The organism is Kitasatospora sp. NPDC101157 (genome assembly GCF_044768255.1).
Lineage (GTDB): Bacteria > Actinomycetota > Actinomycetes > Streptomycetales > Streptomycetaceae > Kitasatospora.
The window spans coordinates 122,887-148,761 of record NZ_JBIWPL010000004.1; the positions used below are offsets into that span (position 1 = coordinate 122,887).

A 25,875-nucleotide genomic window follows, 5' to 3' on the forward strand; every position below is an offset into this window, starting at 1 on the left:
TCTTCGCTCACCCCCGTAGCGACGGTCAGCCCCATGTGGGGGTGACTCCCACAAGGGTTATACACCCAGAAGGTAATCGCTGCCTAGTGGGGGTCAAACCCATGCGGGTGCTGCTACCTTCCGCTTATGACGAGCAAATCCCCTCAGAAACACCAGCCGGAGTCGCTACGCGACATCAAGAAGGCCGAGGTCAAGGAGCAGATCCTCCGCTCGGCGCGCGAGCTCGGCGCCGCCTTCGGCTACGACGCGACCACCGTCGCGCAGATCTGTCGGCACGCCCGTGTGGGCACCAGCACCTTCTTCCGCTACTTCCCGGAGAAGCAGGGGGTGTTCCTGGCCCCCGAAGTCGAGCTGTGGGACCGGTACCTGGAGGAACTGTCCCCGGAGGCGTCGACGATGGCGGACCTCAACGAACCGCTCGAACACGTGCTGTCGACCGCGGGCGAACAGTGGGCCGACGACTTCGCCGCGTCCCTCGACCTCGCGGCCGGGAGCATGACGCTGGCCAAGCACAGCTTCGACCACTGCGTCGAGATGGAACTCACCATCCTCGGCAGGGTCGTCGCGAACGGCGCCCAGGACAGCCTGGTGACCCACATGCGGGTCGGGGTCTTCCTGGCCTCGTGGCGCATCGCCCAGAGCCGCTGGCGCGAGGCCGGCGACCGCACCGTCAGTTCACTGGCCGCGATCAGGCGGGAGGCGTTCGACCTGGTGAAGCACCTCGGAGCCGACCCCCCGTCGGCCTGATCCCCCCCACGGCCCGGTCCGGACCGGACAGAGCCGACCAGTAGCCGGGGTCGTCATGGGGTGGACGGCTATATCCACCCCATGGGCTACGTGGGTCAACCACATAGTCCCGGGGACGCGGGGTTCCTACCTTGTGGCGACGCGTCCCCGTCCGGTTCTGGGAGGAGCGGTAGCCATGGAGGGCTCTGCACGTGGTTCGGCGGTGAGCAGCTCACTCCCCCGAGTGGTGGCTGCGAGCCTGATCGGTACGACCATCGAGTGGTACGACTACTTCGTATACGGAACGGCTGCGGCTCTCGTGTTCGGGAAGCTGTTCTTCCCCCACGCCGATCCGCTGACCGGGACCCTGCTGTCGTTCCTGACCTATGCGATCGGCTTCGCGGCGCGGCCGGTCGGAGCCCTGGTGTTCGGGCACTTCGGTGACCGGATCGGGCGCAAGAAGCTGCTGGTGGTGAGCCTGCTGCTGATGGGCGGGTCGACCACCGCGATCGGGCTGCTGCCCACCTACGACTCGGTCGGGGTGGCCGCGCCGGTGCTGCTGACGGCCCTGCGCCTGGTGCAGGGGTTCGCGCTCGGCGGCGAGTGGGGCGGCGCGGTGCTGCTGGTCTCGGAGCACGGCGACCGGCGGCGGCGGGGGTTCTGGGCCTCCTGGCCGCAGGGCGGCGCACCGGCCGGGAACCTGCTGGCGGCGGGCGTGCTGTCGCTGATGACGTCGGTACAGTCCGAGAGCGCGTTCCTGGCCTGGGGGTGGCGGGTGCCGTTCCTGCTGTCGGCGGTGCTGGTCGGGATCGGCATGTGGATCCGGCTGGCGGTGGACGAATCGCCGCTGTTCCAGCAGGCGCTGGCCGCGCGGCAGGGCAGAACGGATCAGAAGCCGCCGCTGGTGGGGGTGTTGCGGCACCACTGGCGAGAGGTGCTGGTGGCCATGGGCGCGCGGATGGCGGAGAACATCTCGTACTACGTGATGACGACCTTCGTGCTCACCTACGCCGTCACCCACGCGCACTTCGACAAGCAGAGCGCGCTCAACGCCGTACTCATCGCCTCCGCGATCCAGTTCGCGCTGATCCCGCTGTTCGGAGCGCTCTCGGACCGGGTCGGGCGCAAGCCGGTGTACCTGGTCGGCGCGGCCGGGGTCGGGGTGTGGGCGTTCGTGTTCTTCGGGATGGTCGACACCGGCTCCTTCGGGACGCTGGTGCTGGCGGTGACCGTCGGGCTGGTCTTCCACAGCGCGATGTACGCGCCGCAGGCGGCCTTCTTCTCCGAGCTGTTCGCGACCCGGATGCGCTACTCGGGGGCCTCGATCGGCGCCCAGTTCGCCTCGGTGGCGGCCGGCGCGCCCGCGCCGCTGATCGCGACCGCCCTGCTCAGGGACCACGGCAGCGCCACGCCGATCTCGGTGTACGTGGCCGCCGCGGCGGCGCTCACCGTGCTGGCGGTGCTGTGCGGGCGGGAGACCAGGGGGCAGGACCTCGCGGAGGTCGAGGAACGGTCGGCGGAGGGCCTGCCGGTGGACGGCGGCGCGGTCGGAAAGCCTGCTGTCACCTGACGGTTGAGCCGATAGCATCGCGATTTCCCGGAAGCGACGTCTCCGATCCGAGTTCGGCCCTCCGGGAGCGACTTCTCGGCACCGACGGAACCGACGCCGATTGGCGGCCCGCACCATGAACCACGCGCCATGAACTCCCCCGACGAGAGCGCCGCGCCCGCACTGCGACGGCTGCTCGACCTGCTCGCCTCCGGCGCCGCCACCGAGGACTTCGCCGAGGTGCTGGCCGACGCCCGCCGCCGCGGGGCGCCGGCCGGCGTCCTCGCCGAGATCGACGACGCCACCTGGCAGGCCCTGCGGGTGCACCGCACCCTGCGTCAACACCGGCGTCGCGAGGCCGAGTTGACGGCCCTGTTCGACACCGCCGGGGACCTCGCCGCCTCCCGGGACCTGGACACCGTGCTGCAGGCGATCGTCCGCCGGGCCCGGATGCTGCTCGGCACCGACACCGCGTACCTGACCCTGCCGGACGAGGCCGCCGGCGACACCTACATGAGGGTCACCGACGGCTCGGTCTCCGTCCTGTTCCAGACCCTGCGGCTCAGCCTCGGCGACGGCCTGGGCGGGCTGGTCGCCCAGACCGCCCGGCCCTACGCGACCCCCGACTACCGCACCGACGAGCGCTTCCACCACACCGGCACGATCGACGCCGGCGTGCTGGACGAGGGCCTGGTGGCGATCATCGGGGTCCCGCTGCTGCTCGGCGGGCAGGTCATCGGCGTCCTGTTCGCCGCCGACCGCTCCCCGCGCGCCTTCTCCCCCGACGAGGTCGCGCTGCTCTGCACCCTGGCCGCGCACGCCGCGATCGCCCTGGACACCGCCAAGTCGCTGGCCGACACCCGGGCCGCGCTCGCCGAGCTGAACACCGCCAACGAGCTGGTCCGGGCCCACTCCGCCGCCGTCCAGCGCGCCGAGCAGGCGCACGACCGGCTCACCGACCTGGTGCTGCGCGGCGCCGAGGTCCCGGACGTGGCCGCCGCCGTCGCCCACCTGCTGGACGGGGAGATAGCCGTCCTGGACGCCGAGGGCGAACCGCTGGCCGGGCGCCCCGCCCCCGCCGCCGACCTGGCCGCGGCGGTGGCCGCCTCCCGGGCCGAGGGCCGCTCCGTGCGGCACGGCGAGCTGTGGGTGTGCGCGGTGCTGGCCGGGCACGACACCCTCGGCACGCTGGTGCTGCGCGGCCGGCCCGGTCTCGACGACGCCGACCGGCGGCTGTTCGAGCGGGCCGGCGTGGTGACCGCCCTGCTCCTGCTGCTGCGCCGCTCGGTCGCGGAGACCGAGAACCGGGTCCGCGGCGAGCTGCTCACCGACCTGCTCACCGCCCCCGGACGCGACCCGGCCGGGCTCACCGCGCGCGGCCGCCGGCTCGGCGTCGACCTCGCCCGGCCGCACCTGGTGCTGGTCGCGGAGCCCGCCGACCGCGCCGGCGACGACCGGGGACGGCTGGCGGGCGCGGCCCGGCGGTACCTGTTCGGCTCCCGCGGCGTCAGCGCCGAGCACGGCGAGGCGGTGGTGCTGCTGGTGCCCGTCGGACCGGGCGACACCGACGACGCGGAGCAGACCGCCGACTCGACCGCCCGGCGCGCCGCCGAACGGCTGGCCCGGCTGGCGGGCTTCCCGGTCACGGTCGGCGCCGGCCGCCCGGCCGCCGGTCCGGCCGCGCTGGCCGCCTCGTACGGCGAGGGCCTGCGCTGCGTGCGCGCCCTGCGGGTGCTCGGCCGCGCCGGTGAGGGCGCCTCCGCCCGCGCGCTCGGCTTCCTCGGGGTGCTGCTCGGCGACGGCCACGACGTGGACGGCTTCGTCGGCTCCGCGCTCGGCCCGCTGCTCGCCTACGACGCCCGGCGCGGCACCGAGCTGGTGCGCACCCTGCGCGCCTACTTCGACTGCGGCGGCAGCCTCACCCGGGCCAAGGACGAGCTGCACGTCCACGTGAACACCGTGGTGCAGCGGCTGGACCGGGTGGAGGCACTGCTCGGGCGGGACTGGAACCAGCCGGAGCGGTCGCTGGAACTGCAGCTGGCGCTGCGCCTGCAGCTGCTCGCCGGGGGCGGGGACGGGCCCGGGGACGGCTGAACGGGTGCCACGACCGTGGGCGTACAGTGGCGAGGTTGGTCTCGAACGCCTGGCAAGGAGCGGCAGCGGTGAACGAGCGGAGCGAGCGAACAATCGGCCGGGGCGCGTCTCGCGAAGCGACCGCCGAGCGAAACGGGGCGGGCGCATGAGCGAGGACGTGCGTTTCGTCCGCCTGGGCATAGGCGAGCGCCTCGTCCCGTACGAGGAGGCGTGGGAGGAGCAGCAGCGCCTGCACGCGCTGCGGGTCGCGGACGAGATCCCCGACACCGTGCTGCTGCTGGAGCACCCGCCCGTGTACACCATGGGGAAGCGCACCAACCCCGCCGACCTGCCGCTGGACGGCACCCCGGTGGTCGAGGTCAACCGGGGCGGCGAGATCACCTGGCACGGCCCCGGCCAGCTGGTCGGCTACCCGATCGTCAAGCTGCCCGACCCGATCGACGTGATCGCCTACGTCCGCCGGCTGGAGGAGGCGCTGATCCGCGCCGCCGCCGACTTCGGCATCGGGACCACCCGGGTCGAGGGCCGCAGCGGGGTCTGGGTGCTCGGCGAGAACATCCCGGACGCCGTGGTGGACCCGTCCGAGGTGGTGGACATCGGCAAGCTGACCCTGCGGATGGGCCTGCCGCTGGGCATCGACCCGCGGCTGGCCGGGCCCGAGTACGCTCCCTCCAACGCCGGGCAGCGCGGCGGCGACCGCAAGCTCGCGGCGATCGGCGTCCGGGTCGCCCGCGGGGTCACCATGCACGGCTTCGCGATCAACTGCGACCCCGACATGACGTACTTCGACAAGATCGTGCCCTGCGGCATCCGGGACGCGGGCGTCGCCTCGCTGGCCGGTGAGCTGGGGCGCGACGTCCCGGTGAGCGAGGCGCTGCCCTCGGTCGAGCGCCACCTCAAGGACGTGCTGGCCGAGCTTCCGGAGCCGGCGCTCAGCCGCTGAATCCCCCGCAAGTCCTTCCCGGTCGAGGGGAATCGCCGGGAATCCCTGGGAAATACTGGGAATCTACTGGCCGGTAGCCACGTTGCCCTGCGATTGCAGGGCGCCAGGCCCGGCGAAGGCCGTACAACCACAGGCGTACCCTGGGGGTACCCCGTCTAGTTCTAGGAGTCGCACGTGTCCGCTGTCGCGCCCGACGGCAGGAAGCTGCTCCGCCTGGAGGTCCGCAACAGCGAGACCCCCATCGAGCGGAAGCCCGAGTGGATCAAGACCCGCGCGAAGATGGGGCCGGAGTACAACGCCCTCCAGTCGCTGGTGAAGAAGGAGGGACTGCACACGGTCTGCCAGGAGGCCGGCTGTCCCAACATCTTCGAGTGCTGGGAGGACCGCGAGGCGACCTTCCTCATCGGCGGTGACCAGTGCACCCGCCGCTGCGACTTCTGCCAGATCGACACCGGCAAGCCCGCCGAGTTCGACCGCGACGAGCCGCGCCGGGTCGCCGAGTCCATCGTCACCATGGACCTCAACTACGCCACCATCACCGGCGTCGCCCGTGACGACCTGGAGGACGGCGGTGCCTGGCTGTACGCCGAGACCGTGCGCCAGGTGCACGCGATGACCGCCGAGCGCGCCGGCGGCCGCACCGGCGTCGAGCTGCTCATCCCCGACTTCAACGCGGTGCCCGAGCAGCTGGCCGAGGTCTTCTCCTCGCGCCCCGAGGTGCTCGCGCACAACGTCGAGACCGTCCCGCGCATCTTCAAGCGGATCCGCCCGGCCTTCCGCTACGAGCGCTCGCTGGACGTCATCACCCAGGCCCGCGCGGCCGGTCTGGTCACCAAGTCCAACCTGATCCTGGGCATGGGCGAGACCCGTGAGGAGGTCAGCCAGGCCCTGGCCGACCTGGTCGGGGCCGGCTGCGAGCTGATCACCATCACCCAGTACCTGCGGCCCTCGCTGCGCCACCACCCGGTCGAGCGCTGGGTGAAGCCGCAGGAGTTCGTCGAGCTCCAGGAGGAGGCCGAGGAGCTGGGCTTCGCGGGTGTCATGTCGGGGCCGCTGGTGCGTTCGTCGTACCGGGCCGGCCGGCTGTACCGCCAGGCGCTGGAGCGGCGGGAGCAGGCCGCGGTCTGACGGCGGGCGTTCGAGGACCGGCCCCCGGGTCGGTTCTGCGCCATGTCGGCCATTGGAAGGGCGGAGCCGCGGCTCCGCCCTTCCGGCTTTCACCACGCTTTGACTGCCTGGTCACGGGCTGGTAACACGGGGTGGGGACGATGGACGCCCGGTAGGCGTTCGATTCTTCTCAGCCACGGCGCGGCCACGCTCGGCCGCGCCCCAGCCAGGGCGGCCACGACGGTCGCAAGAGGAGCTGTTCGGGATGCAGATGCTGCAGATGCGGATCCGCTCGGTGGGGGCGGCGCTGCGGTTCGCCGAGAGCGTCCTGCTGGCGCCCGGCCAGCGACACGCGCGCCGCAACGCCTGGGCGGCGGTGTGCGAGAACCGTGAGTACGCGGCCGACCGGCGGCACGACGCGCTCGGGGCCTCGAACGCGGCCGGGAGCACGGGCCCGCGGTCCGCGCGGCGGTGAGGTCCTCACGTCGCTGTGCGCGACGGCGTACCGGCACCCGGGTCACGGTTCGGGCGAACGGGTACCCGGGCTTGGATATCCCGCACCTGCGCCACGTACCATGAGCGTTATGGCGAGGGAAACATCCGAGAACCCCGGGCGACTGAAGCAGATCCGCCTGGCGTACACCATGACCAAGAAGGTCGACACCAAGATCGGCCTGATCATCGCCGGCGTCGGCCTGCTGACCTTCGGCGTGTTCCTCGCCATCGGCTTCGCGATCGACCACCCCATCTACCTGGGCATCCTGGGCTTCATCGTGGCCGTCCTGGCCATGGCGATCGTCTTCGGTCGCCGGGCCGAGCGCGCCGCGTTCGGACAGATGGAGGGGCAGCCGGGTGCCGTGGCCGCGGTGCTGAACAACATCCGGCGCGGCTGGAGCTCCAGCTCCACCCCGGTCGCGGTCACCCGCAACCAGGACGCGGTCTACCGCGCGGTGGGCCGGGCCGGCATCGCGCTGATCGGCGAGGGCAACCCGAACCGGGTGCGCCAGCTGCTGATCTCCGAGAAGAAGAAGATGGCCCGCGTGGTCGGCGACGTGCCGGTGCACGACATCGTGGTGGGCAACGGCGAGGGCGAGATCCCGCTGAAGAAGCTGCAGATCCACCTGATGCGCCTGCCCCGCTCCATCACCGCCGCCCAGGTCACCGAGACCAACGACCGGCTGCGCGCGCTGGGCGACCTGCTCTCCAAGGCGCCGATCCCCAAGGGCCCGATGCCCAAGGGCGCCCGGATGCCCAAGGGTGGCCAGGCCCGCTGACCCTCCCCTCCCCTGACGACGACGGCCCCGCTCCGGAAGCTTCCGGAGCGGGGCCGTTCCACGTCCTGCGGCGGGCGACGCCCGCGGGAACCGTCCGGCTCTAGATCCGGACCTCGACGGTGCCGACCGCCTTGTCGTGCAGACCGCGGGTGTCGCGGTCCCAGACCAGCGGCGGCACCACCAGGCAGAGCAGCAGGGTGCGCAGCAGGACCTGCGGGATGGTCGCGCGGCGCCCGTCCAGGCGGACCACCCGGAGGCCGAACAGCCGCTTGCCGAGGGTCGTGCCGGTGGTGGAGAGCAGGAGCACCGCGACCAGGAAGAAGAGCGGGAGGGTCCACAGGTTGGCCTCGGCCGGGTCGCCCTTGGCGAGCATGCCGAAGGAGACCAGCGAGACCAGCCAGCCGTCCACGAACAGGGCGCCGATCCGTCGACCGGGGCCGGCGATCGAGCCGGGGCCCTCCTTGGGCAGCCCGAGGCGTTCGCCGCGGTAGCCGAAGTCGGCGCCCATCTTCTCGGCGGCGGCCTTGGGGCCGTCGATCCACGATCCCAACGCTTCTCTGGTGTCCACGAATCCACACTAACCGGGCTCACGCCGCAGCCCGGCACCGGCTCCCTCCCGGCGGGGCGCGGCCGAAGGCTGCCCGGGGCCGTACGGCCCCGCCCCACACCGGCCGGGGCCCGTCCCGGGGCGGCCGGGGGTCCGTCCCGGGCCGGGCCGTCCCGGGACGGGGGGTATCGGGACGGGGGTATCGGGACGGGGGGGTATCGGGGGGTATCCGTCCACGACCGGGTGAATCGCGTGCGCCGGGCTTACCAAGTGGTCCAGACCACTTCTGGGACGGCCCCCAGGCGGGCGGGGCGATTTGCCCAGGACCGTACGTCTTTGCCGCCCGTTCGGCCGTCGTGGTTAACATCTAGGAAACGAGCGGGTCACCGGCCGGAAACGACCCATTCCTAGGGTGAGCCCAATTCGCACGCCGAGGAGGATGGATGTTCAACAACGCCGCCGAAGTGAAGCAGTTCATCCAGGACAACGACGTGAAGTTCGTCGACGTCCGCTTCTGCGATCTGCCGGGCGTCATGCAGCACTTCTCCGTACCTGCGGCGACCTTCGATCCGTCCGAGACCCTGATGTTCGACGGTTCGTCGATCCGCGGCTTCCAGGCCATCCACGAGTCCGACATGGCCCTGGTGCCGGACCTGGCCACCGCCCGCCTCGACCCCTTCCGGGCCGAGAAGCACCTCAACATCAACTTCTTCATCCAGGACCCGGTCACCGGCGAGGCCTACAGCCGCGACCCGCGCAACGTCGCCAAGAAGGCCGAGGCCTACCTCGCCTCCTCCGGCATCGCCGACACCGCCTTCTTCGGGCCCGAGGCCGAGTTCTACGTCTTCGACTCGGCGCGGTTCGAGACCAGCGCCAACGCGTCCTTCTACCACATCGACTCGGAGGCCGGCGCCTGGAACTCCGGCGCCGCCGAGGGCGACGTGCGCGGCTACAAGGTCAAGTACAAGGGCGGCTACTTCCCCACCCCGCCGGTCGACCACTTCGCCGACCTGCGCGCCGAGATGTCCCTGGAGCTGGCCAGGTCCGGCCTGGAGGTCGAGCGCCAGCACCACGAGGTCGGCACGGCCGGCCAGGCCGAGATCAACTACAAGTTCAACACCCTGCTGCACGCCGCCGACGACCTGATGCTGTTCAAGTACATCATCAAGAACGTCGCCTGGCGCAACGGCAAGACGGCCACCTTCATGCCCAAGCCGATCTTCGGCGACAACGGCTCCGGGATGCACGTCCACCAGTCGCTGTGGAGCGATGGCTCGCCGCTCTTCTACGACGAGCAGGGCTACGCCGGCCTCTCCGACACCGCCCGCTACTACATCGGCGGCCTCCTCCGGCACGCCCCCTCGCTGCTGGCCTTCACCAACCCCTCGGTGAACTCCTACCACCGCCTCGTCCCGGGCTTCGAGGCGCCCGTCAACCTGGTCTACTCCCAGCGCAACCGCTCGGCCGCCATCCGCATCCCGATCACCGGCTCCAACGCCAAGGCCAAGCGCATCGAGTTCCGCGCCCCGGACCCGTCCTCCAACCCGTACCTGGCCTTCTCCGCCATGCTGATGGCCGGCCTCGACGGCATCCGCAACAAGATCGAGCCGCTGGAGCCCGTCGACAAGGACCTCTACGAGCTCGCCCCCGAGGAGCACGCCAACGTCCCCCAGGTGCCCTCCTCCCTCCCCGCCGTCCTGGAGGCCCTCGAAGCCGACCACGAGTACCTCCTCGCCGGGAACGTCTTCACCCCGGACCTGATCGAGACCTGGATCGACTTCAAGCGCACCAACGAGATCGCCCCGATCGCCCTCCGCCCCCACCCGCACGAGTTCGAGCTCTACTACGACCTGTAGGAAGCCGCAGCCCGTCGCACTGTGCCCCGGCCGGGACGCCCCCGGCCGGGGCACGGCCGTGTCCGGGCCCGGAAAACCATTTGAGGGGGGCGGTTGGATGGGGGGATGGGGAGCAAGCGGAAGGTGACGCCGACGGTGTACCTGTCGGTGGACGTGGAGGCCGACGGGCCGATTCCGGGGCCGTACTCGATGGTGAGCTTCGGGGCGGTGGTGGCCGGTTGGGACGACGGGGAGGGGTTCCGGCGGGCGGCGCCGGGGGCAGCGGGGTTCTACCGGGAGCTGCGGCCGATCAGTGCGGAGTACGACCCGGAGGCCCTGGCGGTGTCCGGGCTGGAGCGGGCGGCGCTGGAGGCCGGCGGCGCGGAGCCGGAGGTGGCGCTGCGGGAGTTCGCGCGGTGGGTGGAACGGACGCGGACCGGGCCGGACGGACGGCGCCACCGGCCGGTGATGGTGGCGTACCCGGCGGTGTACGACTGGCAGTTCCTGTACTGGTACCTGATGCGGTTCACCGGGTCCAGCCCGTTCGGGCACTCCGGATGCCTGGACCTGAAGACGCTGTACGCGGCCCGGGCGGGGGTGCCGTTCGCCGGGATCGGGAAGCGGTCGATGCCCGCGGAGCTGCTGCCCGACCTGCCGCACACCCACCACGCACTGGACGACGCGCGGGAGCAGGCGGTGCTGTTCGCGAACCTGTGGGAATGGCCGGGACCTACTCCCGGCGGTCCTGCTCCGGACGGTCCTGCTCCGGACGGTCCGGCTCCGGGCGGTCCAGGTCCGCACGCTCCGGCTCGGGGGTGAGGGCGAGGACGGCGAGGTCGTCGGCGAGCAGGCCGGCGTACTGGTGGACGTCCTGGACCAGGAAGGAGACCAGGCGGTCGGGGGCCGTGCTGCCCAGGGCGGCCAGGCGCGGGGCGAGGGGGTAGAAGGAGCCGGTGGCGTCGCGGGCCTCGCTGACGCCGTCGGTGTAGAGCAGGACGGTGTGGCCCGGGGGCAGGGCGACGGTGGTCGGCTTGGCGGGCGCGTCCTGGCGGGCGAAGTGGCCGAGGCCGAGCGGGAGTTCGTCGGCGCAGGCCACCGGCGTGATGGTGGCCCCCGAGAGCAGCAGCGGGGTGGTGTGGCCGCGGTTGACGACCTCCACGCAGTCGGCGCCCGGACGGTACTGGAGCAGGACGGCGGTGGCGAAGAGCTCGTCGTCGCCGCGGTCGGCGGCGTCCCGCAGCACCGCGCGGTCCAGCTGGTCGGCCAGCTCGACCAGGCCCGGGGTGTCGTGGGCGGCCGCCCGGAAGGCGCCGAGCACGTCGGCGACGGTGCGGACCGCGGCGAGGCCCTTGCCACGGACGTCGCCGAGCAGCACCCGGACGCCGAAGCGGGTGTCGCACACCTCGTACAGGTCCCCGCCGACCAGCACCTCCGCCTGGGCCGGGCGGTAGAGCCCGGCGACCCGCAGGCCGCCGACGTGTTCGGGCACCGGCCGCAGCACCGTGCGCTGGAGCGTCTCGGCGACCGTACGGGCCTGCAGCAGGTCGTGGTTCTGCCGGGTGCGCTGCCAGGACAGGGCGGTGCCCATCGCTCCGGAGAGCGCGGTGGCGATGTACACCCACACGTGGTGCTGCTCGTTGATGTGGCCCGCGCGCAGGGCCAGCAGCAGCTGGAGGCCCACGGCGCCGCCGGTGGCCCCGGCGGTCACCACCGGACCGTAGCTGAACGCGGCCACCACCGGCAGGGCGGTCAACAGGAAGCCGGCGGCGACCGCGTCCGGGACAACAGCCTCGGCGACCAGGTCCAGGGCCAGCAGGACGACCGGCAGCCAGGGCACCCAGCGCGGCACCCTGGGCTTCGCGACCGCGAGCTGCGGCGGGCGGGGTGCTGACATTTCGGCGGGAACCTCCTGGCTGACCGGCCTGGGTGATTCGCGAGGAATGACCGATTTCGTCCCCTCCATGCTCCCCTACGAAGGGCCCGGTCACGAAGGCCTAACGTCCCGGGCTCCGCGTTCAGCGGCGGCAGCGGCAGCGGCAGCGGCAGCGGCAGCGGCACGGAACAGCCGGTTTCATCGGACGGTCACCGGGAGCGTCTCGTAGCCGCGCAGCACCAGGCGGTCACGCCGGGTCGGGACACCGCCCTGGGCGAGCCGGGGGAAACGGTCCAGCAGGGCGGTCACCGCGACCTCGCCCTCCATCCGGGCCAGCTGGGATCCCAGGCAGAAGTGGGTGCCGCCGCCGAAGCTGAGCGGCTGGCTGTCGGTTCGGGTCGGGTCGAACGCTCCGGGCCGGTCGTACCGGGCCGGGTCGTGGTTGGCCGCGCCGATCAGCAGGGTCAGCCCGCTGTCGGCCGGGACGGGCAGGCCCTCGATCGACAGGCCGTCGGCCAGCGCGACCCGGCCGGTGGCCTGGACCGGGGAGTCGAAGCGCAGCACCTCGTCGGTGAACCCGGCCGGGTCGAGTGTGCCGCTGCGCAGCCCGGCGGCCGCCTCGGGGTGGCGGAACAGCAGGGCGAGGCCGTTGCCGAGCAGGTTGGTGGTGGTCTCGAAGCCGGCCACCAGCAGGAGCACCAGGTTGGCCAGCAGCTCCTGGCCGGAGAGCCGCCCGCCGTCGTCGACCGCGATCCGGGCGAGGTCGCTGACCAGGTCGTCCTGCGGACGGGCCAGCCGCTCGGCGACCAGCTCGGTGAAGTACCCGGACAGCTCGTCGGCCGCCCGGTCGGCCTCGTCCAGGCCGTCGAGGCCCTGGACGATCTCCAGGGCGACGGTCAGGTCGGAGGCGAGGCCGCGGAAGCGGTAGCGGTCCCGCTCGGGAACGCCGAGCAGTTCGCAGATCACTCCGACCGGCAGCCGGAAGGCGAAGGCGTCCATGAAGTCCACCGCGGAGCCGTCGGAGCCCTGCTCGGCCATCTCGTCCAGCAGCCGGCCGACCGCCGCCTCCACGGCCGGGCGCAGCGCCGCGACCCGGCGGGCGGTGAACACCGAGGCGATCAGCGAGCGGACCCGGGGCTGGTCGGGGGCGTTGCGCTGGAGGATCGAGCGGCCGAACAGGGCGAGCGAGGAGTGCTCGACGAACTCGGGGGCGAGGCCGGCCATCATGTCGGCGGTCGCCACGCCGAAGGCGGAGGTGCGCAGCACCTTGTTGACCGCCGCGTAGCCGTGCACCACGAACACCCCGTCCCCGGCCGGGACCACCGGGCCGAGTTCGTGCGCCCTGGCGTAGAGGGGGTACGGGTCGGTCCTGACCTCGGTGGTCATCAACTGCTCGATGATCGCAGCGCCGTCCATGCGGTGCTCCCCTTCCGACGTGCCGACGTAACGGGCCCACGACGCACCGACGTCCCGGCTCCTGGTTCGTGAACCACCGGCGGGCCCGGCGGAGTTCCCGCCACCGGGGGGCCGGCCGGAGCCCCGATAGGCTGGCCGGCATGGAGATCTGGATCAATCCGCGCTGCAGCAAGTGCCGGACCGCGCTCACCGAACTGAACGCCGCCGGGGTGACGTACACCGTGCGGCGCTACCTGGAGGACACGCCGACCGCGGCCGAGCTGGAGCAGGTGCTGGAGCGGCTGGGCCTGGAGCCCTGGGACATCACCCGCACCGACGAGCAGGTCGCGAAGGACCTGGGCATGAAGGAGTGGACCCGGGAGGCGGGCGACCGGGCGCGCTGGATCGCGGCGATGGCCGAGCACCCCGTGCTGATCCAGCGCCCGATCATCACCGCGGACGACGGGCACGCCGTCGTGGCCCGGACTCCTGAGGCGCTCAAGTCCGTTCTGCCGTAAGGCGCGTCGGGCCTGTAGGGCCCCGACCGGCCCATGCGACCCTTGAGGCCTGTCCGGCCCGTCCGGCCCGTCCGGCCGGTCAGTGGAGCTGGATCTTCTCCACCGGCCGGCCCGGGTGCCAGTTGAGGACCCACAGGGCGTCCCCCTCCAGGGCGGTGTGCACCACCTGCTGGAGGTCCAGCCGGAACAGGTGGAACGGGGTGGGCGGCGGCTCGGGCAGGTCGGCCGCGAAGGCGGCGAGCTCGGCCTCGTCGGTCACCTCCACCGCGCGGCCGGAGAGCTTGGAGTCCCCGCCGGCCATGGTCTCGTCCCCCGGATGGGCGTGCAGCGCGAAGCGGCCGTCCCGCTGGAGGTCGCGCGCCTTGACCGCGCCGTACATCGACCCGAGCCAGGCGTCGGCGCCGACGAAGTTCACCTCCGTGCCGCTCACCCGAGGTGAACCGTCCCTGCGCAGCGTCGCCAGGACGTGGTGTTTCTCGGCCTCGAACCGGGCCCGTACCAGGGCCGCGAGTTCGGGTTCCTGCTGCTCGAAATCCTGCCAGGTAGCCATGGCGCCAGTCTGGCATCCGGCACCGACAACCGCCGGGCGCGAACGGCGGCGTGCGCCGGGCGTCCCGGTGGCCGGCCGACGGGCGTTGTCGGCGGTCGGCCGACGGGCGGTGTCGGTGGCCGGTGCCACACTGGCGGGGTGACCACCACGACCACGTACATCGCCTTCCTGCGCGCCATCAACGTCGGTGGCCGGACGGTGAGGATGGAGCGGCTGCGGGCGCTCTTCGCCGAACTGGGGCTGGGGAACGTCCGCTCGTACATCCAGAGCGGGAACGTCTTCTTCACCACGGACGAACCGGACCGCGCCGCGTTGACCGCGCGGATCGAGGAGCACCTGGAGCGCTCGCTCGGCTACCCGGTGCCGGTGCTGCTGCGGACCGTCGACGAGGTGGCCGCACTGCTCGCCGCCGAGCCGTTCCGGGGCGTCGAGGTCACGCCGGACGTCCGGTTGGTGATCGCCTTCCTCTCCGAGCCGCTGCCGGCCGAACTCGCCCTTCCGCACCGCTCGGTGAAGGGCGACTTCGAGGTGCTCGGCGCCGATCCGGGGGCCGCGTACATCGTGGTGCACCTCCGGGACGGCAAGTGGGTCACCAAGGAGATGTTCGGCGGGAAGTACCGGGGCGCCGTGACCTCCCGGTTCCTGCACACCACGGAGAAGATCCTGGCGGCCGCCCGGAAGGCCTGACGGTCCGTCCACCGCGCCGGGAGCGCGATCGGCGGGTGCTGGAACCGCGTGGGCGGGGCGGACGTCTGTCGCTCAGTGACGTACGAACCGTGCGCCGGACCGCGGCGTGATCTGGACAGTCCGAGCCGGTCGAACCGACAATCGGGCCATGACGCAGCCTGAGGTCCCCACCGGCGCCGTCCGGCCCTCCGACGCCGAACGGGACCAGGCGCTCGGGGTGCTGCGGGACGGCGCGGGCAGCGGCCGGCTGTCGCACGACACCTTCCTCGGCCGGATGGACATCGTCCTGCAGGCCACCAGCCGCGGCGAGTTGGACGCGGCGGTGGCCGGGCTGCCGACCGGCGGGCCGGTCGAGCGGTTCGTGCTGCGGGCGGTCGGCCGGGTGTCCGCCTTCGGGGACCGGCTGAACCGGGCCTGGCGCAGCGAGCGGCTGCCGGGGCTGAGCCTGCCCCAGGCCGGGGCGGAGCCGTTGACGATCGGACGGATCCCCGGCTCGGGGCTGCGACTGCACGACGCCTCGGTCTCCCGGCACCACGCCGAGTTGCGGCACGAGAACGGCGGTTGGGTGCTGTACGACCTCGGCTCGACCAACGGCACCCATGTGAACGGGCGGCGGATCGCGGGCGGGATCCCGGTGCGGCCGGGCGACCAGGTGCGGTTCGGCAACCTGGAGTTCCGGCTCGCCCCGCACTGACCTGCCGGGCGCCGTCAGTGCGGGAACTGCCGGGGCGGGCGCTGCCGGGGAAGCTCGTCCCGGAACTCCTCGATCACGGTGCTGATCTGCCGGGTCAGCACGGTGTGCTCCAGCCGGTCCAGGTAGCGGTTCTCGGCGGCCAGGGCCTCGACCGTGACACCGAAGTAGAGCGTCATCAGCGGATTGACGAAGAGCTGGCCGCCCTTGGTCCGCTCGGTGAACTGCACGTCGCCGAACTCGCCGCGCAGCGCCGCCGCCACCGAGCCGTTGACGATGCTGGGGTGCTGCGGGAAGGCGGCCCGGGCGTGCTCGACGGCGTCCAGGTAGAGCGCGCCCTCCCGGCTGCCGCGCGGGATGGAGAAGGCGCCGAGGTAGCCGCCGGCCCGGTCGATCGCGGCGAGGTTCTCCAGCACCAGGGCGTGGTTGACCCCGTGGTGGGCGTCGATGCCGAAACCCAGGCAGGCGACCAGCCGTTCGGGCACCTCCGTCAGCCCCGCCACCGCGGCCAGGCTGGCCATGTCCTCCTCGGGGGTGCCCAGGCCGGCCTCGTCGCCGCGCATCAGGATGTCGGTGCCGCCGTCCACCAGGAGGACCGCGTCCACGCCCAGGTGGTCGACGAGTCTTCGGTAGGCCTCGCGCAGCAGTTTGACGCCGACCGTCGGGAAGGCCCACACGGTGTCGGGCATCCCGTGCAGCCGCAGCCAGCGGGCCAGGGTGCGTTCCGGGAAGTAGCCCTCGGGGGCGGCGGTGTCCGGTCGGATCCTGGCCACGTCGGGCTCCTGCCAGACCTCGCCGGGCAGGCCGTAGAGGTGGGTGAAGGAGAGGTTGGCCAGGTGCACCTCCTTGCCCGCGGCGCGCAGGGCGAGGGCGATCGGGAGTCCGGCGTACACGTCGAACCCGCCGCCCGCTCCGGCGACCAGGATGCGTTCGGCGGCCAGCAGCCTGGTGATCAGCGGGGGTTGCAGCAGAGAGGTCACCGGCGGACGGTAGCGCACCGGCGGGGTCCGCGGGTCCGAATTGTCAGTGGCAGGTGCGAGGATCCCGGCATGACCCAGGACACGGACACGGCGCTCTCCCCCGACGTGCTGCTCGAAGCCCAGGAGCGGGCCCGCGAGCTGATCCGGTGCGGCTTCCAGGAGCCGGACGAGATAGCCGAGTCCCTGGTCGAGGTCCTCGACGACCAGGGACTGACGCAGGAGGAGGCGGAGCGGATCGTCGCTCCGCTGTGGGCCGAGCGGCTGGCCGAGCAGGCCGACTGGCCGGAGACCACGGACGTGGACCGGCTGGTGGACGCCTTCGACCTGCTGGAGGACCAGGGCATCGTCGCGGCGATGGACTTCACCTGCTGCGCGGGCTGCGGCTACGCGGAGATCGGCGGCGAGGCCGACGAGGACTCGCGGGGCTTCGTCTTCTTCCACCAGCAGGACACCGAGGCCGCCGCGGCCGGACGCGGACTGATGCTGCGCTACGGCACCTTCCGGACCGCGGAGGAGCCGAGCGGAGGACCGGGCGAGGAGTCGGACGACGAGGCGGAGGAGGACGCGGGGCGGCGGACGGCGGAGGTCGGCCGGGCCGTGGTGGCCGCGCTGGAGGCGGTGGGCCTTCCGGTGGAGTGGAACGGCTCGCCCCGGACGGCGATCCGGGTCGCTCCGCTGGAGTGGCTCAACCGCCTGCCGGAGTAGCGGAACCGCGGACAGCGGAACGGGTGGGAGCCGGCGGCCGCGGCGAGCGGCGCCGGGCGGCCGACGTCTGACGCCTGGTGGCGGGCGGCGGGGGTGGCTGACGGCTGATGGCGTGGTGGCTGACGGCTGCTGGAAGGGGTTCCCACCCCTGCCGGGCATATGCCAACGACAAGCGCCACGCGCGTAGATCGAAGCCCCTCGAAAACGCCCGTCGCTCAGTCGACGAGGCTCCCCAGGCTGCCCTCGCTCGCACCGCCGTCCGACGGCCCCCACAGCGGCGCGGTGCAGCGCTGGTAGGTCGCCTGCCAGTGCGGCCAGTTGCGGGCCACGTCGTCGTCGCACTCGTCGAGCAGTCGCTCGACCTGCACCGGGTCGACCCCGTCCAGCAGCCAGGCCAGCGCGTCCGCCGTGCCCGGGCCGTCGGCCGAGCGCAGCAGGTCGAGCAGTTCGCCGAGGCCGCCGAGCCGGGAGCTGTCGGCGACCACCCGCTCCATCCGGGGCAGCAACTGCCGCTCCTCGATCCGCAGGTGGGTCTCCAGCCGGGCCGCCAGGTCCTCCATCGCGTACGCGACCGGCCAGGCGCTGCCGGTGTCCCGGCTGGCGATCCGGACCAGCGTGGTGACCCGTGTGAACGAGTGGTCGAGGTTGTGGTGGTCGGCCTCCAGCCAGTTGAGCAGCAGCCGCAGCTCGGGCGCGAAGCGCCGCACGATCGGCCAGATCCGGGTGTCCTGCTGCTCGTGGTGGCAGGTCAGCATCGCGGTCATGAAGGTCCAGTGCCGCAGCAGCGCCTCGCCCTTCTCCTCCTCGTCGGGCTGGAGCAGCCGCAGGGCGTTGGGCAGCCGGGCGAGGTCCCGGCGCAGCGCGGCGTGCACCAGCCGCAGTCCGGCGAACCGGGCGGTGAACGGCTCCTCGCCGGAGGCCGGCCCGTACGCGTCCGCGCCCCGGGAGTCGGCCCCGGGCCCTGCCTGCGCGGGGACGGAGGGGGCGGGCTGGGGAAGCAGACGGATCGGCATGGCACTCTCTTCACGACTTGGTGAGGCGGACGGGGCGGCCGGTGAGGACCGCCCCATCCAAGGTGCTCGCAGTCGATCAGAAGCGAATCAATGTCCGATTGACGCGCAGGTCACGGGCCTGCGCGCGGGCTCCGGGCCGTCCGCCGGAGGACGGGAGCCAGGTGCCGTTCCGGGTCAGTCCGAGGCCGGGCCCGCCAGGTTGGCGCTGAGCCACTGCAGCGTGTCCGGGATCATCTTCTTGAAGTCCGAGGTCAGGTGCTTGCCACCGGGCTGCTCGTAGTACTGGATGGAGACCGGGGCGACGGCCTTGGCCACCCAGCTCTTGACCACTTCCTTCTCGTAGCCGTTGGCGCCACCCGCGGTGACGTACATCTTCACGTCGGCCTTGCCCTGGGTGACCAGCAGGTTGGGGTTGTTGGCGGCCTTCTCGGCGTCGTGGCCCTTCCACAGCCCGGAGTCCGGGATGAAGTAGCCGTCGATCGGCACCGCGGCCTTGTAGACGTTCGGGTACTGCAGCGCGAGCTTGGCGCTGCAGAAGCCGCCGGTGGAGGCGCCCATGATGCCCCAGCTGTCGCGGCCCTGGAGGGTGCGGAAGTTGGCGCGCACCCAGGCCGGGATGTCCTCGGCCATCCAGGTGCCCATCTTGGGCTGGCCCGGGATGTCGGAGCAGTCCAGCGCGTTCTTCTCGTCGCTGTTGAAGTTCTGCACCGGCATGATCATGATGAACGGATGGGCCTTGCCCTGCTTGACCAGCTGCTCGTCCTCCTCCTGGATCGGCAGCTGGTTGTCGGTCCAGGTGTTGTAGCCGTTGCTCTGGCCGCCCGCGTAGAGGGTGAGCACCGGGAAGCCGGTCTTGGCGAACTTGGGGTCGTTGTACTCGGGCGGCAGCCAGACCCAGACCTGGCCGGTGACGCCGGACTTCGCGCCGGTCACCTTGGTCATCATGATCGGGCCGGCGGCGGTGTCCCGGACCTTGTTCAGGCTGGCCGCCGGGCCGGTCGGCATCAGCACCTTCCCGTTGGCCGGGGTGGGCTGCTCGGCGGCGGGCGTGCCCGGGGCCGAGCTGCCCGGGGCGGCCGGAGTGCCCGAGCCGGCGGTCGCCGCCGGGGTGCCGTCGGCCGAGGGGCTCTTGCCCTTGCCGTCGTCGGACCCCCCGCAGGCCGCCAGCGAGGCGGCCAGGGCGAGCACGGCGGCGCCGGTCAGGACGGCACGGGAACGGGACGACTGCCTAAGCACGGTGAGGACTCTCCGACCGAATGTCGCGCCCGGTCCGTCTGACCGGGCGGCGGCCCCCCGGTGGGGCCGGACAGGCCCGGGAGCGCGGGGCTGTGCGGCCCCCGGAACGTCGGCGCGCCGCCCCTCGCGGTGGGCGCACCTTCCTGCGATCTTATGACGTGGGCCGGGGCCGGCCGGTTGCGAGGCGGCCACCGGAAATCCAATGTTTGTTCGCGATCAGGTAAAGCCCTTCACCGCTCCCGTCGGACGGCGGGGGCCGGTCGGCGGGGTCCACGGCCACCGGCCTGCCAGGCCGTCCGGATTTTGGGTGCTTTGACCAGTGACGGCGGCCCGCCGCATCCGGAACGATCTCCTCGACACGCCTCCGGTGCCGAGCGGAAAGACCGTGACCGTACCGGTACCGGGCCACCGCACCGACCCCAGGAGAGCCCCATGATCGAGCAGGTTGCCGTCGTCACCGGAGCCGGGAGCGGCGTCGGCCGGGCCGTCGCGGTCGAACTGGCCGCGGCCGGCTGGCGGCTGGTGCTGGCCGGACGCCGGGCCGAGCACCTGCGGGAGACGGCCGGGGCGTTCCCCGCGGGCGCCCTGGCCGCCGAGGTGGTCCCCACCGACGTCACCGACCCGGCCGCGGTGGACGCGCTGTTCGCCACCGCGGCCGAGCGCCACGGCCGGGTGGACCTGCTGTTCAACAACGCCGGCACCTTCGGCCCGGCCGTCCCGGTGGAGGAGCTGGCGGTCGAGGACTGGCGGGCGGTGGTCGACCTCAACCTGACCGGCGCCTTCCTCTGCGCCCGCGCCGCCTTCCGGCAGATGAAGGGCCAGGACCCGCAGGGCGGCCGGATCATCAACAACGGCTCGGTCTCCGCGCACGTCCCGCGCCCGCGCTCGATCGCCTACACCGCGACCAAGCACGCGGTCACCGGCCTGACCAAGTCACTGTCACTGGACGGCCGCCCGTACCGGATCGCCTGCGGGCAGATCGACATCGGCAACGCGGCGACCGACATGACGGCCGCGATGGGCGCGGGGGTGCGACAGGCGGACGGCCGGATCGCGCCCGAGCCGACCATGGACGTGGCGGACGTGGCGCGCACCGTCCGGCACATGGCCGCGCTGCCGCTGGAGGCCAACGTCCAGTTCGCCACGGTGATGGCGACGGCCATGCCGTACATCGGGCGGGGCTGACCGAACGGCCGGAACCGTTACGAACCGGAGCGGAACGAACCGGAGCGGCTTGGACGGGAGCGGACCGAACCGGAGCGGCCCGGACCGCGCTCACTCGTCGTGGGAGTACCGGTACCGCAGCGCGGCGCCGTCCTCCTCGTCCAGCCGGTAGACGCTGGTGGTCGGCCAGTACTCGCCGTTCTCCGCGACGGGCAGTTCGGCGCGCAGCACCATCCGCAGCGCAGGTGGCGGGGCGGCGGCGTTGACGCGCTTGCGGTGGCCGTCCCAACGGCCGCCGCAGAGTTCGAGGTCCAGGACGAGAGGGGTGGTTCTCATCCCGTGATGGTGGCAGCGCAGACCCCTTCCGAGGGGTTTGAAACGGTGCGGCCACTCCCACGGGTGACCCCGTCAGCCCACGGCTGACGGGGCCGCCGGGGCGGCCGGAGCTACGGCCGCCAGGTGTCGTTCAGCGTGACGTTCCCCGAGGCCGGTGCGGTCGCCGTCCGGTTGGCACCGGACTCCCAGGTCACCGCCCCGCTCGCGTCCTTGATGACGTACTTGTACTGGAAGGACGTACCGCCCGGCAGCGAGAGCGCCAGCGACCAGACCGGGTAGCCGGCCGAGGACAGCGGCAGCGCCTTGGCCGGGTCCCAGCCGCCGAGCGCCGGGACGTCGCCGACCACGTAGACGTTCTGCCCGTACGCGGTGGTCGTGTTGACGTTGAAGGAGGCGCCCGAGACGGTCGCGCCCGGCTGGACGTACAGCGCGACCGCGTCGCCGGCGCCGACCGTCGCGCTGAACTGCCCGTTGGCGCCGACCTGGTACGTCGGGCCGGTGCAGCCGCCGCCCGGCTGCGGGTCACCGTGCTGGACGTCGCAGTACGTCCCGGCCGGCAGCCCGGTCTGGAAGGTCCGGGTGATCGCGCCGCCCTCGTGGTTGATGGCGACGTAGCCCCGGTCGCCGCGGCCGAAGGCGATCGCGTTGTTGCCGTCGGACCACCAGTCGGTCACCCCGGTGCCCGCGACGGCGTTGCGGAAGCCGACCATGTTGGCGATCTGCCGCCAGGCGTGGGTGCAGTTCCAGCCGTCCTGGTAGCAGGCGTTGACGGTGCCGCCGTTCGGCGGGCCGTCGTCGTTGCTGGTGAAGCTGTAGCCGGAGTAGACGTTGGGCGAGCCGTAGGTCGAGGCCAGCAGGAAGACGTTGGCCAGGGTGTAGGTGTTGCCGTAGGTGTAGTTGAGGGTGGAGCCGTTGCGCTCGGTGTCCCAGTTGTCGACGAAGCTGCGTGCCTGGTTGCTCGGCAGGTAGCCCCATGAGGCGCCCCAGTTGCTGAGGCCGGCGAGCTTGTCGCTGGTGAAGACGCGCTTGAGGTCGGTGCCGACCCGGAACTCGTCGACGTCGCCGGTGCCGGTGTACTCGGTGGGCTGGATCGGTTCGCCGGCCCCGTAGATGACCTCCTGCACCCAGTAGGCGTTGGGGTTGGCCGTCCTGGCCTTGATGGCGGCGAGGTCGGTGGCGGCGATGTGCTTGGCGGCGTCGATCCGGTAGCCGTCGACGCCGAGCGAGCCGAGGTCGTCCAGGTAGTGGGCGATGGTGGTCTGGACGGAGGCGCTGCCGGTGTCCAGGTCGGCGAGGTTGACCAGTTCGCAGTCCTGCACGTTGGTGCGGTCCTGGTAGTTGGTGATCGGCTGGCGGCAGGTGTGGAAGTCCGCGTCCTGGTAGGTGCCGGGGTAGTTGTACTTGGTGTACACCGTGCCGCCGGTGCCGGTGCCGGAACCGGCCGACATGTGGTTGATCACCGCGTCGGCGATCACCTTGACCCCGGCCGCGTGGCAGGTGTCGACCATGTTCTTGAACGAGGTGCGGTCGCCGAGCCGCCCGGCGATCCGGTAGCTGACCGGCTGGTAGGAGGTCCACCACTGCGGGCCCTGGATGTGCTCCTGGGGCGGCGAGACCTCGACGAAGCCGTAGCCCTTCGGGCCGAGGGTCGTGGTGCAGGCCTGGGCGACCGAGTCGAAGCGCCACTCGAAGAGGGTGGCGGTGACGTCCTTGCCGTTGTTCGCGGGCGGGGAGGCCTGGGCGGCGGGGGCGCCCAGGCTCCCGGTGAGCGAGAGCGCGAGCGCCGCCGAGGCGGCGAGCGCACCGCCCGCGCGGGCGGACCGGCGGGCGGGCCGGCGGGAAGGCCGGCGGGTGGGGGCGGTGGTGACCACGTTGTCTCCTGGGGGTGGCTGGGGTGGGGGCAGCCGGGGTGAAACCTGCAGGAAGTTTCTGTAACTTGCCGGAAACTTGCAGCGCTGAACCTAGGGCGCCCCGGAGGGGTCGTCAAGGCTCCGGACTGAACGTTTCTGCAACGCGTTCCGCACCGCCCGCGCCCGGAAGCACGGCAAGGGCCCGGCAGCCGTAGCCACCGGGCCCCTCACCTGTCCTGGTTCACCGGTCCCTCAGGAGCCGGGTACGGCCTCAGCCGGTCTGGACCGAGGTGTCGTCGATCACGAAGCTCGTCTGCAGCGAGGAGTCCTCGGTGCCGGTGAACTTCACGGTGACCGTCTGGCCCGCGTAGGCCGAGAGGTCGAAGGTGCGCTGCTGGTAGCCGGCCGCGGCGTCCACGTTGGAGTAGGTCTTCAGCGTGGTGCCGTTCACCGAGACGGTCAGCTTGTCGTACGCGGTCGAGCCGGTCTCGGCGGTGTCGATGTGCAGCCAGAAGCTCAGCGTCGCCTTGCAGCCGGCCGGGATGGTGACCGTCTGGGACAGCGTGTCGCTGTGGCTGCTGCCGTAGCCGTCCAGCCAGGCCTTCCAGCTGCCGCCGTGCGCCGCCTGCGAGGAGCTGTTGTCGACCACGCCGCTGGAAGCGGTCCACGGCGCCGCCGAGCCCGTCTCGAAGCCCGGGTTGCCGAGCAGCTGCGCCGGGGTGCAGGAACCGCCGCCACCGCCGGTGACCGTCCAGGTGAAGCTGGTGGAGCCGGTCTTGCCGGCCGAGTCCTTCACCGTGACCGTCACGTTGGAGCTGCCCGCGGTGGTCGGGGAGCCGGTGATCACGCCGGTGCCGGCGTTGATGACCAGGCCGGCCGGCAGGCCGGTCGCGCTGTAGGACAGCGGGGCCGTCCCGCCCGAGGCCTTGATCTGCAGGTTGACCGAGCCGCCCACCGCGGTGGACTGGTTGCCCGGGTTGGTGACGCTGACCCCGCCCGGGTTGGGCAGCGAGCCGACGTTGACGGCGGCCCAGGCGGTGGCGACCGCGTTGTACTCGGCGCTGTTGGCGCCGTACAGGTCGGTGGCCGCGTTCAGGGTCGCGGTGCGGGCGGCGGCGTAGTCGGTGGTGGAGGTCATGTAGGCGGTGAGCGCCTTGTACCAGACCTGCAGCGCCTTGTCGCGGCCGATGCCGGTGACGGTGATGTTGTTGACCGTCGGGCTGTTGTAGTTGAAGCCGTTGATGGTCTTCGCACCGCTGCCCTCGGACAGCAGGTAGAAGAAGTGGTTGGCCACGCCGGACGAGTAGTGGACGTCCAGGTTGCCGACGCCCGAGTACCAGGAGTCGGCCGAGGTGCCGTCCTTGGAGGGCTTGTCCATGTAGCGCAGCGGCGTGCCGTTGCCGTTCAGGTTGATCAGCTCGCCGATCCAGTAGTTCGGCGGGTTGGAGGGCAGGTTGGCGTAGAACTCGACGCCGGTGCCCATGATGTCGGAGGTCGCCTCGTTGAGGCCGCCGGACTCCCCCGAGTAGTTCAGGTTGGCGGTGGCCGAGGTGACGCCGTGGCTCATCTCGTGGCCGGAGACGTCGATCTCGGTGAGCGGGTGGGTGTCGCCCGAGCCGTCGCCGTAGGTCATGCAGAAGCAGCTGTCGTCCCAGAACGCGTTGACGTAGCCGGTGTCGTAGTGGACCCGGCTCATCGCGCCGACGCCGTCGTTCTTGATGCCGCTGCGGCCGAAGGTGTTCTTGTAGTAGTCCCAGGTGGCGGCGGCGCCGTACTGGGCGTCGACGGCGGCCGACTCGCGGTTGCTCGCCTGGCCGTTGCCCCAGGTGTCCGAGGACTTGGTGAACAGCGTGCCGTTGCCGGAGGTGCCGTTGGCCATGTCGGTGGTGTACTGGCCGCCGCGGCTGCCGTCCTTGAGCTGGTACTGCGAGCCGCTCTGGGTGGTGGTCAGCGGGACGGTGCCGACGAAGACGCCGGTGCCGGTGCCGCGCTTGATGCCGTCGGCCTTGCTGAGCACGGCACCGGTCTTGGCGTCGGTGACGACGTGCAACTTGCTCGGGGTGCCGTCGGACTCGCGGCCGTCGATCACGGTCTCGTAGGCGAGCTTCGGGGTGCCGTCGGCGGCCCAGACGACCAGGCGGGGTGCGCCGTCGACGGAGCCCTGCTCGGCGGCGAGGGCGGCCTCCTGGGCCTTCGGCGCGGCCAGGGCGGGGGTGGTGTCCACGCCCGCGAGGTTGGCCTCGCTGGCCTTGGTCACGCTCTTGGTGGCGCCGGCCGCGTCCTGGTGGACGATCAGGTCGCCGCCGAGGACGGGGAGCCCGGCGTAGGTGCGCTCGTAGCGCAGGTGGCGTCCGCCGTTGGCGTCCTGGACGACGTCCTTGGTGACCAGCTTCTCCTTGCCGTCCAGGCCGAGGGCCTGGGCGAGGGAGGTGGTCTGCTGGTTCGCGGAGGCGATCAGCGCGGCCCGGGTGGCCTGCTGGGAGGCGACGGCGGTCGGCGCGTCGGGAGCGGCCTGCGCGATGACCGGTATGCCGGTGACCAGCAGCGCGGTGGTGGCGGCCATGACAACGGCCGCCTTCCGGGCGTGAGCGTGACGTGACATGCGGACTCCTTATCCGACCGGCGCGCCGAGAGGGATCAACTCGGCGTACCCGGTGGAGAGAACCTGGGCCGCGGGGTTGCGGCGCAGTGGGGGCCCCCGCCGGGTGCAACGGGGGTGCGGGTTGCGGTGCTCACAAGTCGTGCAGGGGTTCGTTGCAGGTTTGGAGGCGCTGCACCTGAACTTGAGCAGCTGCACCGGGA

General features: G+C 72.1%; 24 protein-coding genes. 14 read left to right on the forward strand and 10 right to left on the reverse strand.

The window, feature by feature from the left end; translation table 11 throughout:
* Positions 1–126 precede the first annotated feature (126 nt).
* From ACIRVF_RS10300 to ACIRVF_RS10330, 7 genes are all read left to right on the forward strand, one after another.
* Positions 127–747 carry a TetR/AcrR family transcriptional regulator gene (locus ACIRVF_RS10300; RefSeq protein WP_402815866.1) on the forward strand — a complete coding sequence of 207 codons (621 nt, stop codon included), beginning with the start codon at positions 127–129 and terminating at the stop codon, positions 745–747.
* Positions 748–922: 175 nt separating this feature from the next.
* Complete coding sequence (locus tag ACIRVF_RS10305) at positions 923–2,296, forward strand: MFS transporter (RefSeq protein WP_402815867.1); 1,374 nt, start codon at positions 923–925, stop codon at positions 2,294–2,296.
* Positions 2,297–2,425: 129 nt separating this feature from the next.
* On the forward strand, positions 2,426–4,369 hold the full coding sequence (locus ACIRVF_RS10310; RefSeq protein ID WP_402815868.1) for a helix-turn-helix domain-containing protein: 1,944 nt from the start codon (positions 2,426–2,428) through the stop codon (positions 4,367–4,369).
* 145 nt (positions 4,370–4,514) lie between these two features.
* A complete protein-coding gene (gene lipB / locus ACIRVF_RS10315) occupies positions 4,515–5,312 on the forward strand; it encodes a lipoyl(octanoyl) transferase LipB (RefSeq protein WP_402815869.1) in 798 nt (265 codons plus the stop codon).
* Positions 5,313–5,486: 174 nt separating this feature from the next.
* Entirely contained in the window at positions 5,487–6,440 is a 954-nt protein-coding gene (lipA, locus tag ACIRVF_RS10320; RefSeq protein WP_270147375.1) for a lipoyl synthase, read from the forward strand.
* Positions 6,441–6,684: 244 nt separating this feature from the next.
* Positions 6,685–6,894 carry a hypothetical protein gene (locus ACIRVF_RS10325; protein WP_402815870.1) on the forward strand — a complete coding sequence of 70 codons (210 nt, stop codon included), beginning with the start codon at positions 6,685–6,687 and terminating at the stop codon, positions 6,892–6,894.
* Between the two features lie 100 nt (positions 6,895–6,994).
* Positions 6,995–7,693: a DUF4191 domain-containing protein gene (locus tag ACIRVF_RS10330; protein ID WP_402815871.1), complete on the forward strand. Its 699-nt coding sequence runs from the start codon at positions 6,995–6,997 to the stop codon at positions 7,691–7,693.
* A gap of 100 nt (positions 7,694–7,793) precedes the next feature.
* Here the strand turns inward: ACIRVF_RS10330 and ACIRVF_RS10335 are convergent, their stop codons facing one another.
* Positions 7,794–8,261, reverse strand: coding sequence for an RDD family protein (locus ACIRVF_RS10335; protein WP_030282685.1), 468 nt, complete (start codon positions 8,259–8,261; stop codon positions 7,794–7,796).
* Between the two features lie 422 nt (positions 8,262–8,683).
* Here ACIRVF_RS10335 and glnA point away from each other — a divergent pair, with 422 nt between their 5' ends.
* Entirely contained in the window at positions 8,684–10,096 is a 1,413-nt protein-coding gene (gene glnA, locus ACIRVF_RS10340; protein ID WP_402815872.1) for a type I glutamate--ammonia ligase, read from the forward strand.
* A gap of 105 nt (positions 10,097–10,201) precedes the next feature.
* Positions 10,202–10,894, forward strand: a complete 693-nt coding sequence (locus ACIRVF_RS10345; protein ID WP_402815873.1) for an exonuclease — start codon at positions 10,202–10,204, stop codon at positions 10,892–10,894.
* Here ACIRVF_RS10345 and ACIRVF_RS10350 read toward each other — a convergent pair.
* Positions 10,806–11,969, reverse strand: a complete 1,164-nt coding sequence (locus ACIRVF_RS10350; RefSeq protein WP_402815874.1) for a PP2C family protein-serine/threonine phosphatase — start codon at positions 11,967–11,969, stop codon at positions 10,806–10,808. The genes ACIRVF_RS10345 and ACIRVF_RS10350 overlap by 89 nt on opposite strands.
* Positions 11,970–12,146: 177 nt before the next feature.
* A complete protein-coding gene (locus ACIRVF_RS10355) occupies positions 12,147–13,364 on the reverse strand; it encodes a cytochrome P450 (protein ID WP_402815875.1) in 1,218 nt (405 codons plus the stop codon).
* A 140-nt stretch (positions 13,365–13,504) separates the two neighbouring features.
* On the opposite strand from ACIRVF_RS10355, the gene ACIRVF_RS10360 reads away from it, so the two are divergent.
* Positions 13,505–13,861: an arsenate reductase family protein gene (locus ACIRVF_RS10360; protein ID WP_402815876.1), complete on the forward strand. Its 357-nt coding sequence runs from the start codon at positions 13,505–13,507 to the stop codon at positions 13,859–13,861.
* A 79-nt stretch (positions 13,862–13,940) separates the two neighbouring features.
* Here the strand turns inward: ACIRVF_RS10360 and ACIRVF_RS10365 are convergent, their stop codons facing one another.
* Positions 13,941–14,411: a pyridoxamine 5'-phosphate oxidase family protein gene (locus ACIRVF_RS10365; RefSeq protein WP_402815877.1), complete on the reverse strand. Its 471-nt coding sequence runs from the start codon at positions 14,409–14,411 to the stop codon at positions 13,941–13,943.
* Positions 14,412–14,549: 138 nt separating this feature from the next.
* Here ACIRVF_RS10365 and ACIRVF_RS10370 point away from each other — a divergent pair, with 138 nt between their 5' ends.
* Positions 14,550–15,098, forward strand: a complete 549-nt coding sequence (locus tag ACIRVF_RS10370) for a DUF1697 domain-containing protein (protein WP_402815878.1) — start codon at positions 14,550–14,552, stop codon at positions 15,096–15,098.
* Positions 15,099–15,246: 148 nt separating this feature from the next.
* Positions 15,247–15,792, forward strand: coding sequence for an FHA domain-containing protein (locus tag ACIRVF_RS10375; protein WP_402815879.1), 546 nt, complete (start codon positions 15,247–15,249; stop codon positions 15,790–15,792).
* A 14-nt stretch (positions 15,793–15,806) separates the two neighbouring features.
* Here ACIRVF_RS10375 and ACIRVF_RS10380 read toward each other — a convergent pair whose 3' ends face one another.
* A complete protein-coding gene (locus ACIRVF_RS10380) occupies positions 15,807–16,769 on the reverse strand; it encodes a DUF1152 domain-containing protein (RefSeq protein ID WP_402815880.1) in 963 nt (320 codons plus the stop codon).
* Positions 16,770–16,838: 69 nt separating this feature from the next.
* On the opposite strand from ACIRVF_RS10380, the gene ACIRVF_RS10385 reads away from it, so the two are divergent.
* Entirely contained in the window at positions 16,839–17,474 is a 636-nt protein-coding gene (locus ACIRVF_RS10385) for a DUF6891 domain-containing protein (RefSeq protein WP_402815881.1), read from the forward strand.
* A gap of 215 nt (positions 17,475–17,689) precedes the next feature.
* On the opposite strand, the gene ACIRVF_RS10390 is transcribed toward ACIRVF_RS10385, so the two are convergent.
* Together ACIRVF_RS10390 and ACIRVF_RS10395 are read right to left on the reverse strand one after the other, a co-directional pair.
* On the reverse strand, positions 17,690–18,487 hold the full coding sequence (locus ACIRVF_RS10390; RefSeq protein WP_402815882.1) for a hemerythrin domain-containing protein: 798 nt from the start codon (positions 18,485–18,487) through the stop codon (positions 17,690–17,692).
* Positions 18,488–18,661: 174 nt separating this feature from the next.
* Complete coding sequence (locus ACIRVF_RS10395) at positions 18,662–19,723, reverse strand: alpha/beta hydrolase (protein WP_402815883.1); 1,062 nt, start codon at positions 19,721–19,723, stop codon at positions 18,662–18,664.
* 432 nt (positions 19,724–20,155) lie between these two features.
* Between ACIRVF_RS10395 and ACIRVF_RS10400 the strand changes: the two genes are divergently transcribed.
* On the forward strand, positions 20,156–20,908 hold the full coding sequence (locus ACIRVF_RS10400; protein ID WP_402815884.1) for an SDR family oxidoreductase: 753 nt from the start codon (positions 20,156–20,158) through the stop codon (positions 20,906–20,908).
* A 90-nt stretch (positions 20,909–20,998) separates the two neighbouring features.
* Here ACIRVF_RS10400 and ACIRVF_RS10405 read toward each other — a convergent pair whose 3' ends face one another.
* From ACIRVF_RS10405 to ACIRVF_RS10415, 3 genes are all read right to left on the reverse strand, one after another.
* Positions 20,999–21,223, reverse strand: coding sequence for a hypothetical protein (locus tag ACIRVF_RS10405; protein ID WP_402815885.1), 225 nt, complete (start codon positions 21,221–21,223; stop codon positions 20,999–21,001).
* 110 nt (positions 21,224–21,333) lie between these two features.
* Positions 21,334–23,094, reverse strand: a complete 1,761-nt coding sequence (locus ACIRVF_RS10410; protein ID WP_402815886.1) for a carbohydrate-binding module family 20 domain-containing protein — start codon at positions 23,092–23,094, stop codon at positions 21,334–21,336.
* Positions 23,095–23,344: 250 nt separating this feature from the next.
* On the reverse strand, positions 23,345–25,675 hold the full coding sequence (locus ACIRVF_RS10415) for a M4 family metallopeptidase (protein ID WP_402815887.1): 2,331 nt from the start codon (positions 25,673–25,675) through the stop codon (positions 23,345–23,347).
* Positions 25,676–25,875: the final 200 nt, after the last annotated feature.